Origin of the sequence: Kitasatospora sp. NPDC087271, from assembly GCF_044744605.1 — a bacterium.
GTDB lineage: Bacteria > Actinomycetota > Actinomycetes > Streptomycetales > Streptomycetaceae > Kitasatospora.
Genome location: NZ_JBIUYQ010000020.1, coordinates 39,810 through 53,443, shown reverse-complemented (window position 1 = coordinate 53,443; position 13,634 = coordinate 39,810). Strand labels below are relative to the sequence as shown.

The 13,634-nt window shown below is 72.2% G+C and carries 12 protein-coding genes; 2 read left to right on the top strand and 10 right to left on the bottom strand.

Features of this window, described 5'->3' with window-relative positions; genetic code table 11:
* Positions 1–59: 59 nt before the first annotated feature.
* From ACIO9K_RS28265 to eccB, 7 genes are all read right to left on the bottom strand, one after another.
* The gene (locus ACIO9K_RS28265; RefSeq protein WP_363587577.1) at positions 60–362 is read right to left on the bottom strand and encodes a hypothetical protein; all 303 of its coding nucleotides are present in this window, start codon (positions 360–362) and stop codon (positions 60–62) included.
* Positions 355–804, bottom strand: coding sequence for a YbaB/EbfC family nucleoid-associated protein (locus ACIO9K_RS28260; protein ID WP_350879529.1), 450 nt, complete (start codon positions 802–804; stop codon positions 355–357). The genes ACIO9K_RS28265 and ACIO9K_RS28260 overlap by 8 nt, the downstream gene beginning before the upstream one ends.
* Positions 805–953: 149 nt before the next feature.
* Positions 954–3,359, bottom strand: a complete 2,406-nt coding sequence (locus ACIO9K_RS28255; protein WP_363617441.1) for a hypothetical protein — start codon at positions 3,357–3,359, stop codon at positions 954–956.
* Positions 3,360–3,449: 90 nt separating this feature from the next.
* On the bottom strand, positions 3,450–3,815 hold the full coding sequence (locus tag ACIO9K_RS28250) for a hypothetical protein (RefSeq protein WP_350879531.1): 366 nt from the start codon (positions 3,813–3,815) through the stop codon (positions 3,450–3,452).
* Between the two features lie 21 nt (positions 3,816–3,836).
* A complete protein-coding gene (locus ACIO9K_RS28245) occupies positions 3,837–4,133 on the bottom strand; it encodes a hypothetical protein (RefSeq protein ID WP_350879532.1) in 297 nt (98 codons plus the stop codon).
* 41 nt (positions 4,134–4,174) lie between these two features.
* Positions 4,175–4,501 (bottom strand): hypothetical protein, encoded by a 327-nt coding sequence (locus tag ACIO9K_RS28240; protein ID WP_363617443.1) that lies wholly within the window; start codon positions 4,499–4,501, stop codon positions 4,175–4,177.
* Positions 4,502–4,591: 90 nt separating this feature from the next.
* Positions 4,592–6,070, bottom strand: a complete 1,479-nt coding sequence (gene eccB / locus ACIO9K_RS28235) for a type VII secretion protein EccB (RefSeq protein ID WP_400334206.1) — start codon at positions 6,068–6,070, stop codon at positions 4,592–4,594.
* A gap of 268 nt (positions 6,071–6,338) precedes the next feature.
* On the opposite strand from eccB, the gene ACIO9K_RS28230 reads away from it, so the two are divergent.
* Positions 6,339–9,458 (top strand): phosphocholine-specific phospholipase C, encoded by a 3,120-nt coding sequence (locus tag ACIO9K_RS28230; RefSeq protein WP_400334203.1) that lies wholly within the window; start codon positions 6,339–6,341, stop codon positions 9,456–9,458.
* Positions 9,459–9,592: 134 nt separating this feature from the next.
* On the opposite strand, the gene ACIO9K_RS28225 is transcribed toward ACIO9K_RS28230, so the two are convergent.
* The gene (locus ACIO9K_RS28225; protein WP_363587561.1) at positions 9,593–10,792 is read right to left on the bottom strand and encodes an agmatine deiminase family protein; all 1,200 of its coding nucleotides are present in this window, start codon (positions 10,790–10,792) and stop codon (positions 9,593–9,595) included.
* A gap of 206 nt (positions 10,793–10,998) precedes the next feature.
* On the opposite strand from ACIO9K_RS28225, the gene ACIO9K_RS28220 reads away from it, so the two are divergent.
* The gene (locus ACIO9K_RS28220) at positions 10,999–11,607 is read left to right on the top strand and encodes a TetR/AcrR family transcriptional regulator (protein ID WP_363587559.1); all 609 of its coding nucleotides are present in this window, start codon (positions 10,999–11,001) and stop codon (positions 11,605–11,607) included.
* Here ACIO9K_RS28220 and ACIO9K_RS28215 read toward each other — a convergent pair.
* Positions 11,604–12,734, bottom strand: a complete 1,131-nt coding sequence (locus tag ACIO9K_RS28215) for an agmatine/peptidylarginine deiminase (protein WP_400334199.1) — start codon at positions 12,732–12,734, stop codon at positions 11,604–11,606. The two genes, ACIO9K_RS28220 and ACIO9K_RS28215, sit on opposite strands and share 4 nt — an antisense overlap.
* 220 nt (positions 12,735–12,954) lie before the next feature.
* Positions 12,955–13,509 (bottom strand): TetR/AcrR family transcriptional regulator, encoded by a 555-nt coding sequence (locus tag ACIO9K_RS28210; RefSeq protein ID WP_063350538.1) that lies wholly within the window; start codon positions 13,507–13,509, stop codon positions 12,955–12,957.
* Positions 13,510–13,634: the final 125 nt, after the last annotated feature.

The following is a 13,634-nucleotide window of genomic DNA, read 5'->3' as shown; positions in this document are numbered from 1 at the left end:
ACTCCTGGCGTTCGTCGGGGGTCGGGCGAAGCGGGCCGGCACAAGGGACTGACGGATCGTCAGTTCTGGTTCTTGGCTTCCTCGTCGGCGTTCTTCAGCATCTCGGAGGTCTTCTGACCCTTGGTTCCGGCGCCCTCGACCTGGTCGCGCACCTTCTTGAACAGGTCGTCGAGATCGGCGGTCGGCCCGTCCACGTTCTTGTGGTACTCCTTGCCGATGTCGTCGTTGCCCGCCGAACTCTTGTTGAACTCGTTGATCTCGTCGGTCCACCGGCGAACTTCCTCGATGGTGTCCGAGAGCGGGCCGAACTTGGCGAACTTGTCCTTGAGGTCCGCCATCGCGGTCAGCTGAGGCTTAGCCACGGAACTCCTCCTGCCGGTCGCGCTTGCGGCGGTCCGCCGCGGCGGCCTCGTCGGCGTAGCCGGGCCGCATCTCCCGCAGCGGCGCGAAGAGGTCGTCGAGTTCGGTCCCGCCCGTCATCGAGGCCCGCAGGGCCTCACCCAGGCCGCTGAACGCGCCCATGGTCTCCGCGACCCGCTCGCCGATGTCGGCCCGCGCGGTGTTCAGCACGTCGGCCAGGACCTGACCCAGCTGGGCCGGCGCCATCGACCGGTACGCGGTGGTGTGGAAGACCAGGGACACCACCTGCCCCTGCGCCCCGACCGTCGCGGTGACCATCCGGTCCTTGGACGTCACCGAGGCGGTGGCCGCCTGCAACTCCTTGGCGGCCACCGCCATCTTGGCCTGCTGCTCCTCCAGAGCAGCCATGGCCTGTTCGATCTGCTCGGCGTACGACAACGCCATCACCCGCACTTCCGTCTCGTCCCGAATCCCGATGACGCGTCCCGGGCCTACGGGGGTGAGGCCCGGGACGCGCCGGCTCGTGGGGTCGTACGGTTCTCTCTACGGATGGGCGGGGTCCTGCGGTTCGACCGCCGACGCGAATCGCCCGCTCAGCGGCCGATGACGCCCGTCACGGCGCCCGAGTCGGTACCCCAGACCTCCTCGTCCTCGGCCAGCCAGGTGGTGCGCTGCCGTTCCTTCTCCCCCTGACCGCCCGCGCCCGCGCCGGCACCGGCGCCCATCGGCGGCATCATGGGGCCGCCGCCACCGGTGGTGGAGACCCCCCGGCCCATCAGCTGGGCCTCCTCGCCGGCCAGCCCGGCCGCTGACGCCCGCTCGGCGGCCATGGTGCGGGAGGCCATGGCCTCCTCGGCGGCCGTCGCCCCCTTGTCGATGCCCAGGGCGGAGGCCAGGCGGTCGCTGACGCCAACGCGCGGCGGCCCCTGAGCGGCGATCCCGCCCATGGTCTTGGGGCCGGAGCCCTGGCCACTGAAGGGCTCGCCGAACAGGTCGGTGCCGCTCTTGAGGGAGCTCGAACCGCCGGAACCGCCGAAGGAGATTCCGCCGCCGCCGAGCGAGCTCGGCAGGCCGGTCCAGCTGCTGCCACTGCCGCCGCTGCCGCCTCCCCCGCCGACGACGAGCCCGCCGCCCCGCCCGGAGAGCGCGTGCTCCTCGTCGGACAGCAGCTGCTCGAACTGCGAGACGGGCCGACCGCTCGCGGTGCGGACGGTGCCGTCCGCGTCGATCTTGTCGTCCTTGCGGAGCACCACCGGGTTGCCGTTGGAGTCCTTCAGCAGGTTGCCCTCGGGGGTGGTGACGGTGCCGTCGTCGTTGATCTTCGACCCCGGCGGCACCTTGAACGCCGTGTTGGAGGTCGATCCGCCCCCCGAACTGCCCGATCCGCCCGATCCGCCCGATCCCGTGGTCGGCTGGCCCACCACGGTGCCCACCGGCACGTGCCGGGGCTTGCCGTCCTTGTCGAGGAGCGGCTTGCCGTCGGGGCCGATGAGTTCGCCCTTGTCGTTGACCTTCGTCCCCGGCGGGACGTACATCGGCTTGCCGTCCTTGTCGAGGAGCGGCTTGCCGTCCTTGTCGAGCAGCGGCGCCTGGCCGTTGCCGCCGCCGATCCCCCCGATGCCACCGATTCCGCCGATGCCTCCGGTCCCGGTGCCGCCGCCCTTGCCGCCGGTGCCGCCGCCTCCGCCGCCGATCCCGCCGGGCTTCGGCGGCGGGGGGCCAGTGTCGATCTTCGGCGGCGGCGGACCGCCGATGCCGCCGTCCTTCGGACCGTTCTTGTCGTCCTTCGGGCCGTCAGGGCCGCCGGGCCCCTTGTCGGGGCTGTCCTTCGGGGGGTCCACCTTGTCCGGGGCCAGGTCCATGTTCGGGGCCGCGAACGACATCAGGACCTTGGACGCGGCCTCGTAGGCGGCGGCGAGGGCGGTCCCGGCGTCGGTGGCCGCCTTGTCGAGCGTCTTGACCACCTCGTCCGTCCACTGCTTGGTCGCCGCGTTGTTCAGGACCGTGGCGAAGGCGGCGACCGATGCGGTTCCGGTGGAACCGCTCGTCATGCTCGTGGTGCCGCCGCTGACCGTGGCCTCGTACGAGGACTCGTTGTTGAACGTCGTCGGGTAGCGGACCGCCGTCAGCTTCTGGACTTCCTGCGTGAACGCGTAGTGGATGCACAGGTCCGGCCAGGCGTACGTGGCGTGCTTGTCCGGGTCGTCGTTCTTCTTGTACGCCCACGAGCCCGTGGGGTCCGTCAAGGCGCTGTACCCGCGCCAGGGGTTGTACCCGTTGTTGTACATGTCCTGCTGGACCTTGACCAGCGCATCGCCGGCCGCCTTCAGCTTGTCGGCGATGCTGCTGCCCGCGGCCGGCGCGGGGGCGTCGTCCTTGAACGCGTCGAGGTCTCCGCTGAGTCGGTAGTGCAGCGTCTTGAACTCGTTCTGCAGCCCGACCAGGACCTCCTTGAACCGGCCGGCCGCACTGCCCTGGAAGTCGCTGCCCGCGCCGTCCACGGACTCGGCCCACTGGTGGATCTTCGCCCGGTTGTCCGCGAAGAACGCGTCCACCAGGGCGAGGATCCGCGCCGCCTCGGTCAGCGTCTTGTAGTTCGTGTTGTCGTTCCCCGGCCCCCCCTGGAAGATGGCCCCGCCCAGGATCTCTCCGGGATCGGTGTGGAACCGGTGCAGCACGCTCCCCGACGTGCCGGAGGGCGTGTCGTCGAAGAAGTGCCAGTTGTAGGTCACACCCAGGATCGTGGTGTACGGGGTAGTGGCGTTGCCGTCACCGTAATCCCACTCCGCCCACATGTCGTAGCCGGCGTTGTTGGACAGGCCACCCTGCTTCTTGCGCAGGTTGTTGTTGTACCGGGAGTCCGTCACCAGCTCCTGCCCGGTGATCCACGGCTGCCCCGTGACGTCCGTCCGTTTCACGATGGCGCTGTGGTCCGACCCCGCGAACGCCTCCAGCATCTGTTCCCAGGTGTACGTGACCTTGGGCGGCTCGTCCGCCATGGTTTCCTCCGAACGCGGTGACACGGGTCAGGACAGCGGTGTGCCGTCGGATCGGGCGGCCCCACAACCGCCCGATCCGACGACGGGCCCTCACTTGGGCGGGGTGGGAGGTCCGGTGACTCCGCCGAGCACGTCCTTGAGGACGTCCATCATCTGGGCCTCCGACAGGGCTTCGCCGTCACCGAGGTGCAGCTTCTCCCGCGCCTTGATCAGGTCGAGCACGATCTTGTCGACGTCGCCCCGGATGGCCTCGATCGATTCGCCCACACTCTTGGAGAAGGCCTCGAAGTTGGTCTTCAGGGCCTTCGTCGCGGGGAACGATTCCCGGCCGGGCTTCAGCGCCGGCACCTCGGTCCAGGACGTCTTCTGGCCGTTGACGTCCTGCTCGAAGGTGTTCAGATCCTTCACGAAGGTCTCCAGACCTTCGACCGTCACCTTGATCGTCGTTTCACCCATGGTCGCGCGCCCCCGCCCGGACTAGAACTGCTTGCCGGCGTTGTAGTCCGATTCCGTCATGATGTCGTGCATCTTGGTGAGCGTGTTCGCCGCGGCCTCGATGTCCTTGTCCATCTGCGACTCGTTGGCCGCGACGACCCGGGAGAGCTCCTCGAAGGCGGTGGCGGCGACACCCTGGAAGTGCCCGCCGTCGATCACGCCCCTCAGCTTGCCCATGAGTTCTTCCAGGTTGCTGTGCATCAGGTTGCCGGCCTGCCGGAGCTCGGCCGCCGACTGCTCGACCGTCTCGTGGTGGAGCTGGATGTTTCCGAAGTCCATCGGTTCGCTTTCCCTAGTCTTCCTGCTCTTCCGACGCGTCCTCAGGCGCCCTGGAGCCCGTTGTAGATGCCGTCCGCAGCGTGCGCCCGGGCATCGTTCTCGGCCTGGGTGAGGATCTGGTTGGCGCCCTGGGTGGACTGGACGAAGTTCTCGAAGGCACCGATGACCTTCTGGTAGCGCTGCATCCAGTCATCGACCTTCGACTGGAACATGCTGCTCGCGCCGGAGATGTAGCCGGCGGCGAGCTCCTCCTTGATCCGCTCGACCGTGCGGCCGGCGGTCACCATGTTCTCGATCTGCTGCTCCAGGCTCGAAAGAACCTGGCGGATCGCCTCGTCTTCCTTCGTCAACATGGACGGTGTGCCCACGGCATGCTCCCTTCCCTGCACGAGCGGGGGCGCGACTGCGACCCCGCACACGTTCCTGACCGACTCAACGGGCTCGCGAGACCGGGTGGTTCAGCTGCACGGGGCCGAACCGGGCGCGGCGGCCGCGGCGGCGGCCGTCGAGGCGGCCGTCGGCGTGGCGGCGGCCCCGTCGGCCACCGCCGCCGGGTCCAGGAGCGGCCCGGTGGGGAGCAGCCCGACCACCGGGGCGGGCACCGAAACCGGCGTGGCACCCCCGTAGCCGAGCTGTTTGGCGACGGCCGCCGAGGGCAGCGGATACCGCACCCCCGCCTCGGTGACCAGGTACTCGGTGCTGCCCGTGCCCGCGCCGGAGACCACCTTGACCAGGGCCCCGCGCCCGGGCCGGACGGAGATCCGGTCGGCCACCGCGCAGCCGCTGCCCACCGCACCCGCCGGAGCGGTCGGCGGGCGGCCGGTGTCCGCCCCGGCCGCGTCCAGGAGGGTGATCGCGGTGACCGGGGAGCCGGCGCCGGTGTGCAGGTCGGCGCAGACCCCCTCGCCGTGCAGCGGGGTGACCAGGGTCGGCGGCGTCTCGGGCAGTCCCGTGGCCGGAGCCCCGCCCGGCGCGGTGTGGGCGGCCAGGTCGACCGGGCCGATCAGCGCGGGCGCCGGGGCGTTGTTCGCGTACGCCTCCTTCTGGGTGCGCGGATCGCCGCGCAGCAGCTCGTACAGGGTCGTGGTGAGCGGGACCAGGCCGTCCTTGGTGAGCAGGTAGTGCGCACCGCCGGCGACGTCGAAGAGCTGGCCGATGCGGGTCGGCTTCCCGGCCAGCACCGGGCCGTCGCCGCCGCGCCCGGGGACGGCGGGGGAGGCGAGATCCGGTCCGGCGGGCAGCGCGTTCAGCACCCCGGCCGGGACGGGGAAGGGCGTCGCCCCGCCGTAGCCGAGCGCCTGCAGGGCCTGGTTGGCGGTGTCGACGCGCAGTCGCTGGCCCTGCCAGAGCAGGTGCACCGTCCCGTCCGGAAGGGACACCAGCACGGCCTGACTCGGGGTCAGCGCCTTGCCCTCCTTGACCGGGTCCATCAGCAGGCCCAGCCGGGGTGCGGGGGCGCCGGTCGGGCCGGGCTGGACGGTCCCGCACACCAGCCAGGTGCCGCCCGCGAGTTCGGCGGCCGGCGGCAGCCCGTCGGGGGCGCCGACGATCCCGACCGGAGCGCCGCGCGGCACGTCCGCGAGCGACGCCCGGCCGACCTGGGCGACCGCCATCTGGTCGCCGGCCACCAGCCGGGCGCTGGTGTCGTTCAGCACCGGGTGCAGCTGCCCGCCCACGAACAGGTAGCGGGCGCCCGTCTCCTCCACCACCACGAGCGTGCCGGGCTTGGTCCAGCCGGCGTCGCCGCCGGGCTTGATGACCCCGTACACCACGACCCCGAGCCCGATCAGGACGGCCACGGCCAGTCCGGTCGTGGTGCCCCGGGTGGTCCGCCCGGTGGGGGTGTCCGGCGCGTCGGGCTCGGCCCGCAGCATGCCGGAGGCCAGCCTGCTCATCACGAACAGGTGCGCCTGCACCTGGTCGCGTCGGGACTGCATCCAGTTCCTCCCCGGTGTCCGGGCGCGCCGCTTCCGCGCCCCCACCCCGGTGCTACGGCTCGGAGGGGCGCGGGAGTTCACCGGGCCTCGTCGACCGCGGTTCTCCGTGGCTCGGCGTCAAGTCAAGTTGTCTGTACAGCTCCGGGCCCCTTGGCGGCCATCGGATCGTCATCGAACTCCCCGGCCCCGGTCACCTCGGTCGCTTAGAAACATGACTGGTCCGGGTCGAACCGATGGTCCGGCGCCCGTCAGCAAGGAGCCCCACCCGATGAGTCCGATGCCCGAACTGTCGCGCCGCAGCCTGCTCGGCGGCGCGGCGGCGGCCGCCGTGCTGTCCGCCCTCCCGATCAGCGTCCAGGAGGCGCTCGCCGCGCCGGCCAGGCCCGGACGGCTGGCGGACATCCAGCACGTCGTGGTGCTGATGCAGGAGAACCGCGCGTTCGACCACTACTTCGGCACCCTGGCGGGCGTCCGCGGCTTCGGCGACCGGACGGCGGTGCGCGGGATCAACGGGCGCTCGGTGTTCCACCAGCCCGACCCGGGCCGCAAGGAGGGCCACCTGCTGCCCTTCCCGATGAACGCCGCGCACACCAGCGCCTACCAGCAGGGCGCGCCCGCCTTCGGCTTCGTGGACTCCATGAAGGCCTGGAACGACGGCCTCGCCGACGGCTCGGTCACCCGCCGCTCCGGCGGCTGGCTCGGCCAGGGCTACTACGAGAGCGCCGACATGCCCTTCTACCACGCGCTCGCCTCGGTGTTCACCACCTGCGACGCCTACTACGCGTCCGTCCAGTGCAACACCAACACCAACCGCGACCACCTGATGACCGGGACCAGCGGCGGCACCGTACGGGACACCCCGGTGACCGACAACACCGAGATCCCCGGCGGCTACGAGTGGACCACCTACGCCGAGCGGCTGGAGCGGGCCGGCGTCAGCTGGAAGACCTACCAGGCGCTGGACAACTTCGACGACAACGCGCTCGCCTGGTTCGCCCCCTTCGTCAAGGCCAAGCCCGGCGAGCCGCTGTACGAGCGCGGCATGCGGGCCGTCGGCGACCCGGCGAAGAAGAACGACCCGTTCGCGATGGGCGACGCCCTGGTCGACGCCTTCGCCGCCGACGTCCAGGCCGACCGGCTGCCGCAGGTGTCCTGGATCGTCGCCCCGGCCGCGCTCTCCGAGCACGCCAACTACGCGCCGCCGAACGGCGAGCACCTCACCGCCAGGCTGCTGGCCGCCCTGGCGGCGAAGCCCGAGGTGTGGCAGAAGACCGTCTTCATCCTCAACTACGACGAGCACGGCGGCTTCTTCGACCACCAGCTGCCGCCCGTCCCGCCGCTGGCCACCGGGCGCGGCAAGTCGACCGTGCCGGTGGACGGCGAGGTCGTCGTCCGCGTCAGCAAGGGCTCCGCCACCTACCACCGGGTCGTCGGTCAGGACGGCAAGTACCGGGTCAAGGCCGCGGACGGCTCGCTCACCTGGTCCGACACCCTGCCGGCCGGCGAGACCCTGGTCTCCGGCCCGTACCCGATGGGCCTGGGCGTGCGGGTGCCGATGGTCGTGGTCTCGCCGTGGACCCGCGGCGGGGTCGTCGACTCCACCGTCTACGACCACACCTCGGTGCTGCGCTTCCTGGAGCAGCGCTTCGGCGTCCAGGAGCCCAACATCAGCCCGTGGCGGCGCACCGTCTGCGGCGACCTCACCAACGTCTTCGACTTCTCCGGCCGCAACCCGGCCTGGCCGCAGCTGCCCGACACCAGCGGCAACCGGCAGAAGGTGGTCGACACCGGCAAGCTCCCCGCCCCCACCGTGCCCAGCCCGCAGGCCTTCCCGCAGCAGCAGCGCGGCACCCGCTCGGCCCGCCCGGCGCCCTACGACCTGCTGGTCAAGCCCCGGCTGAAGGGCGGCGAGCTCACCCTCGACCTGGTCAACCAGGGCCGCCAGGGCGCGGTGTTCGCCGTCTACCCGGCACCGGGCGGCGCGCCCCGGCACTACACCGTCGGCGCGAAGAGCCGGCTCTCCGACGTCTGGACGGTCGGCCCGGAGGGCTACGACCTGCGTGTCCACGGCCCCAACGGCGCGCTGTGGCACCTGCGCGGCGATGCCGCCGCCACGTACGAGGTGTCGCTGTCGGAGGAGCGCGACGGCAAGGTCCTCGAAGTCGACGTGATCAACCGCTCGCGCACCGCCCAGACCTTCCTGGTCGGCGACCTCGCCTACGGCGACGGGCTGCGCGAGGTGCGGGTCGCGGCCGGCGACGACCGGACCGTCAACCTCGCGGTCCGGCCCGAGGGCTGGTACGACGTCGCGGTGGCCGTCCGCGGGGACCTCACGTTCCGCCGCCGGATCGCCGGCCGCTTCCCCTGGGACGACCGGACGGTCACCGACCCGGCCCTGGGCCTGGCCGACCCGCTCGCCGTGGACGTCGCCCTCGGGGCCGCCTCCAGCACCATCGACGAACCCGTCCTGCTGCCCGGCCGCCCGGCCCGGGTCTCGGCCGTGCTCACCGCCACCGCCGCGCTCACCGCCGTCGAGGCGCAGCCGGTCGTCCCGCCGGGCTGGACGGTCACCGCCGTCACCGCGCCGCCCGCCGCGCTCGCCGCCGGCGCCACCGCCACCGCCGTCTGGGAGGTCACCCCGCCCGCCCAGCTGCCGGACGGCGCCACCCACCGGATCCTGGTCACCGCCCGGGCGCTGGCCGGCGACCGCTTCGCGATCGCCGACGGCGAACTCGCGGCCCGCCCCGCCCCCGTGATGGCCGGCCACCTGCTGGGCGAGGACTTCGAGTCGCTGGCCGGCGCGCTCCAGCCGCAGGACGGCGTGCTCGGCTGGACGGCTCAGGCGCCGCAGGGCTGGTCGGTGGTCAACGCCCCCGGCATGCCGCAGGGCACCGTCCGTCTCCAGGGCTGGACCTTCCACACCAAGCGGGAGTGGTCCACCCCGGCCGGGCAGGACCGCGGCAACTTCACCCGCGGTCTGGGCGTCCTCGCCGTCGCCGACCCGGACGACTGGGACGACACCGGCTCCCCCTCCCGCAAGGGCGTCTTCGACTCCACGCTCGTCTCCCCCGCCGTCCGCCTCCCGGCCGGCGCCGACACCCTGTACCTGGCCTTCGACTCGCACTACCGGCAGGAGGCCCCGCAGAAGGCGTCCGTCACCGCCGTGTTCGACAACGGCACGGAGACCCGCCTGGTGTTCTACAGCGCCGACGCCACCGGCAACGACAACGCCGGCAAGGACGTCCAGAACGCCCTCGTCACCCGCCGCCTCGCCGTCCCGACGGGGGCGCAGGCGGTGACGCTGAAGTTCCGGATGTACGACGCGGGCAACAACTGGTACTGGGCGGTCGACCACATCCGCCTGGACAGCCGGCCGATCACGGGCTGACCGTCCGGGAACGGCCCGGTCGGCCGTGCCGCGCCGCGCCGGCTTCCGGGCTCGGCGCGGCCCGGCCGATCGGTCAGGCCCGGCGGCTCCTCAGGCCAGGTCGGCCGGCGGGCCCGGCCGCTCGGACCGATCGGTCAGGCCGGGCCCGAGGAGCCGCCGGAGGCCCCGGCGGCCTCGGGCTGCTGTTGGGTCGAGCAGTGGATGCCGCCACCGCCGGCCGCGATGGCGTTGATGCTCACCGGGACGATCTCGCGGCCGGGGTGGAGGTCGGCCAGCACGCCCGCCGCCCGGTCGTCGGAGGCCTTGTCCCCGAACTGGGGCATGATCACCGCCCCGTTGACGACGTAGTAGTTGAGGTAGGTGGCCAGGAAGTCCTTGCCCCGGTCCGGCTGCCCGGTGAGGTCGGGTTCGGCGAGTTCCACGATCCGCGGCTTGCGGCCCTTGGCGTCGGTGGTGGAGCCGAGCACCTGCAAGGCCTGGTCGGAGGCGCGGGACCAGATGTCCGGCGGCGTGTCGGGGCCGGGGCGGTGGATGACGACCACGCCCGGCTCCGCGAACCGGGCCAGGGCGTCGATGTGGCAGTCGGTGATGTCCTGCCCGGCCACGCCGGCGAACCAGATGACCTTCTGGACGCCGAACAGGTCCTTCAGGGCCCCCTCGATCTGGTCGCGGCTCGTGCCCGGGTTGCGGTTCGAGTTGACCCACGAGCTCTCGGTGGCCATCAGGGTGCCCTCGCCGTCGACCTCGATCGCGCCGCCCTCACCGGTGATCGGCGCCTGGATGCGCCGGATCCCGTAGTGGTCGAGGAGGTTCCGGGCGACCTTGGCGTCGTTGTCGTGGGTCTGCTTGCCGCCCCAGCCGTTGAAGTTGAGGTCGACGCCGGCCAGCCCTGCCGGGCCGGTGACGAAGGTCGGACCGGTGTCGCGGGCCCACAGGTCGTCCACCGCCAGGTCGAGGACCTCGACGCTGGAGCCGCACAGCTGCCGGGCCGCGGCGCTCTGGTCCGGTCGGGCCATCAGCACCACCGGTTCGAACCGGGCGACGGCCTGCGCGACGTGCGCGATGTCCTGGCGGACGGCGGGCAGTTGGTCGCCCCACACCGAGTCGAGGGCCGGCCAGGCCATGAACGTCCTGGTGTGCGGACGCCACTCGGCCGGCATCGCGTACGACGCCGCGGCGCTCGCCGCTCCTCCCGTGCCCGTGCCGGCGGCCGTGGTCGGCTCGTCCTTCGGGGACGAGGCCCCCGACGAACCGCAGCCTTCCACCATCGCGACCACGGCCACGGCCGCCCCGGAGCGCAGCACGGCCCGGCGGGACAGGGCGGGTTCTCTCACGGCAGGTCCCCTCGTCGACACGGATTCCACCCCGAAACGGGCGATATCCGACAGTAGGGGCGGCCGGCGGGTCCGGCGGCGAGCCCGCGCGGCGCCGATCGGGCGAATCGGGCGATCCGCCGGGCCGGGAGGGACGGGTGGGCCGAGTGGGCGCCTCCCGGGAGAGACTGAAAGTTCAGTCAATAATTCGAGTACAGTGGACCACCATGCCAGACCGTCGAACAGAGATACTGAGAGCGGCCACGAGACTCATCGCGCGACGCGGCGTACGCGGACTGCGGGTGGGGGAACTCGCGGCCGCGGCCGGGGTGTCGACCTCGCTGATCTACTACCACTTCACCGACCGCGCCGGGATCCTCCGCGAGACCCTGGAGTTCATCGGCGAACGGGCCGACCGCTACACCGCCGAACCGGAGCCCGGGGCGCCCGCGAACGACCCCTGGAGCGAACTGGCCCAGGCCCTGCTGCTGGAACTCCAGGACTCCACCGAGGTCCGCGAGAACAGCACCGCCTGGGGCGAGTTGCGGGCCAGCGCGGTCTTCGAGTCCCGCCTCCGCGAGGACCTGGCCAGGGCCACCCACACCTGGGTGCACGAGATCGCCGGCCTGCTCGGCCGCGCCCACCCGTTCGGCACCGCGCCCGCGCACGCGGCCTCCGCCGAACGCCTCACCGCACTCCTGGAGGGCCTCTCCATCCGGTGGCTGAGCGGCTCGCTGCCGCTCGACCGCGCGCGCAGCCTGCTCGGCGAGGCGATCGGCACGGAGATCGCGGGCTGGCGCGCCGAACGTCTCCCGGGCCGACCGGACAGGCCCTAAGGCAGCGGTTCCTGCATCGTGGAGCAGTGGATGCCGCCGCCCCCGGCCATCAGGCGGTCGACGTCGAGCTGGACGACCTCGCGCCCGGGGAAGGCCTCGGCGAGGGCGCGCCGGGCGGCCTCGTCCTTGTACACGTCACCGAACTGGGCGGCGATCACGCCCCCGTTGACGACGTGGAAGTTCAGGTACGAGTCGACGAACTTCGAGTCGCGCGAGCGGACGGTGTCGGGGCCGTCCACCCGGATCACCTGGAGCCGGCGGCCCCTGGCGTCGGTGGCCCGGGAGAGGATGTCGAACTGCTCGCGGGCGTCCCGGGCCCAGACGTCGTGGCGGTCCGCCGGGGGCAGTTGCACCAGGACGACGCCCGGCCGGACGAACCGGGAGGTGACGTCGATGTGGTCGTCGGTGATGTCCCGGCCCTTGATCCCGGGGACCCAGATCATCTTGTCCGCGCCGTACACCTCCAGGACGGCCTCCTCGATCTCGTCCCGGCTCATGCCCCGGTTGCGGTTCTTGTTGACCAGGCTGCTCTCGGTGGCCATCAGGGTGCCGTCGCCGTCGGTCTCGACCGAGCCGCCCTCGCCGACGAACTCCGCGTAGGAGAAGGGGAGTCGGAGCATCTCGGCGATGCCGCGCGCGACCTCGGCGTCGTCGCGGTGGGTCTGCTTGCCGCCCCAGCCGTTGAAGTTGAGGCCGACGGCGTCGAGCCGCCCGTAGCCGTCGCGCCGGAACACCGGGGCGGTGTCCCGCATCCAGAGGTCATCGGTGGGGACGGCGTCCGTCACGGTGACGGCGGATCCGCACAGGGACCGGGCCTCCCGGACGCTGTAGTCGTCCGGGGCGCACATGACCACCGGCTCGAATCGGGCGATGGTCCGGGCGATGAGCGCGATGTCCTGCTGGACACCTGCCAGCTGCCGGCCCCAGACGGACTTGCGGGACGGCCAGGACATCCAGGTGCGGGCGTGCGGGACGTCGTCGCGGTCCACCCACCACTGCGGGAGCCCGGCCTCGCCGGCGTACGGCAGCCCGTGCTCCGCCTGGTGCGGGGGCGGGGGCGGGGGCGGGGGCGGGGCCCCGAAGAGGCGGTCGAACAGGGAGCGGTTGTCACCGTGGGTGTTGCTCATGACGATCTCCGAATCAAGTATTGCCCACCGAGCGACCGGTGGCCCCGCAACCGCAACTCTGACATTGACTGAATTTTCAGTCAAGCTCCAGATGATGGAACTGCCCAGCCGGCCCCGACACGGGAAAAGGCCCGGCCCGGGAAGAGGCCCGGCCCGGAAAGGGACCCGGCACGCGAGAAGGCCCCGGGCCGCCTCGCCCGGGGCCGGAACGCGACGCGCGCTACCCGCGCAGTCGCTCCACTTCGGCCTCGATCGCGCCGGCCATCAGCTCGCGCGCGTGCGCCACCGGCAGGCTGCCGCTGAGCCAACGGACGCTCAGCCCCTCCAGCAGCGCGGTCAGCCGCTCGGCCGAGGCCGCCAGGGCGGCGGCCCCGTTCATCGGCCGCACCTGTCCGAGCAGCTCCGCGACCTCCTGGACCCAGACGAGGGTGGCCCGGGCCAGGTCCTCCCGCAGCTCGGGGTCAAACACCGCACTCGCCCGCAGCTCGCCCCAGGCCGTGCTGTTCTCCCGCACCTCGGGGGTGTCCTGGAGCTCCAGCAGCAGCGTCTGCTCCAGCTCGCCCCGGGCGTCCAGCGGCGGCGCGTCCGCCGCGCGCTCCGTCGTGTAGCGCTCGGCCCGGTCGTTGATGAACTCCAGCGTCGCACGGAGGATCCCCGCGCGATCCTTGAAGTGGTAGTAGATCAGCGCGGTGGACACACCCGCCTCCGCCGCCAGTTCCTCCACGCGCAGCCCGCGGACGCCGCGCCGGGCGATGACCCGCGCAGCCGCTTCCATGATCAAGGTTCGACGGTCAGCCACAAGGAATCACCTTACCCGGAGGGGGCACCGACCGACCGGAGGACCCCATTCCTGACTGAAATCCCAGTCGGGTTATGATCCGGTGCGCTTCACGACGCCGG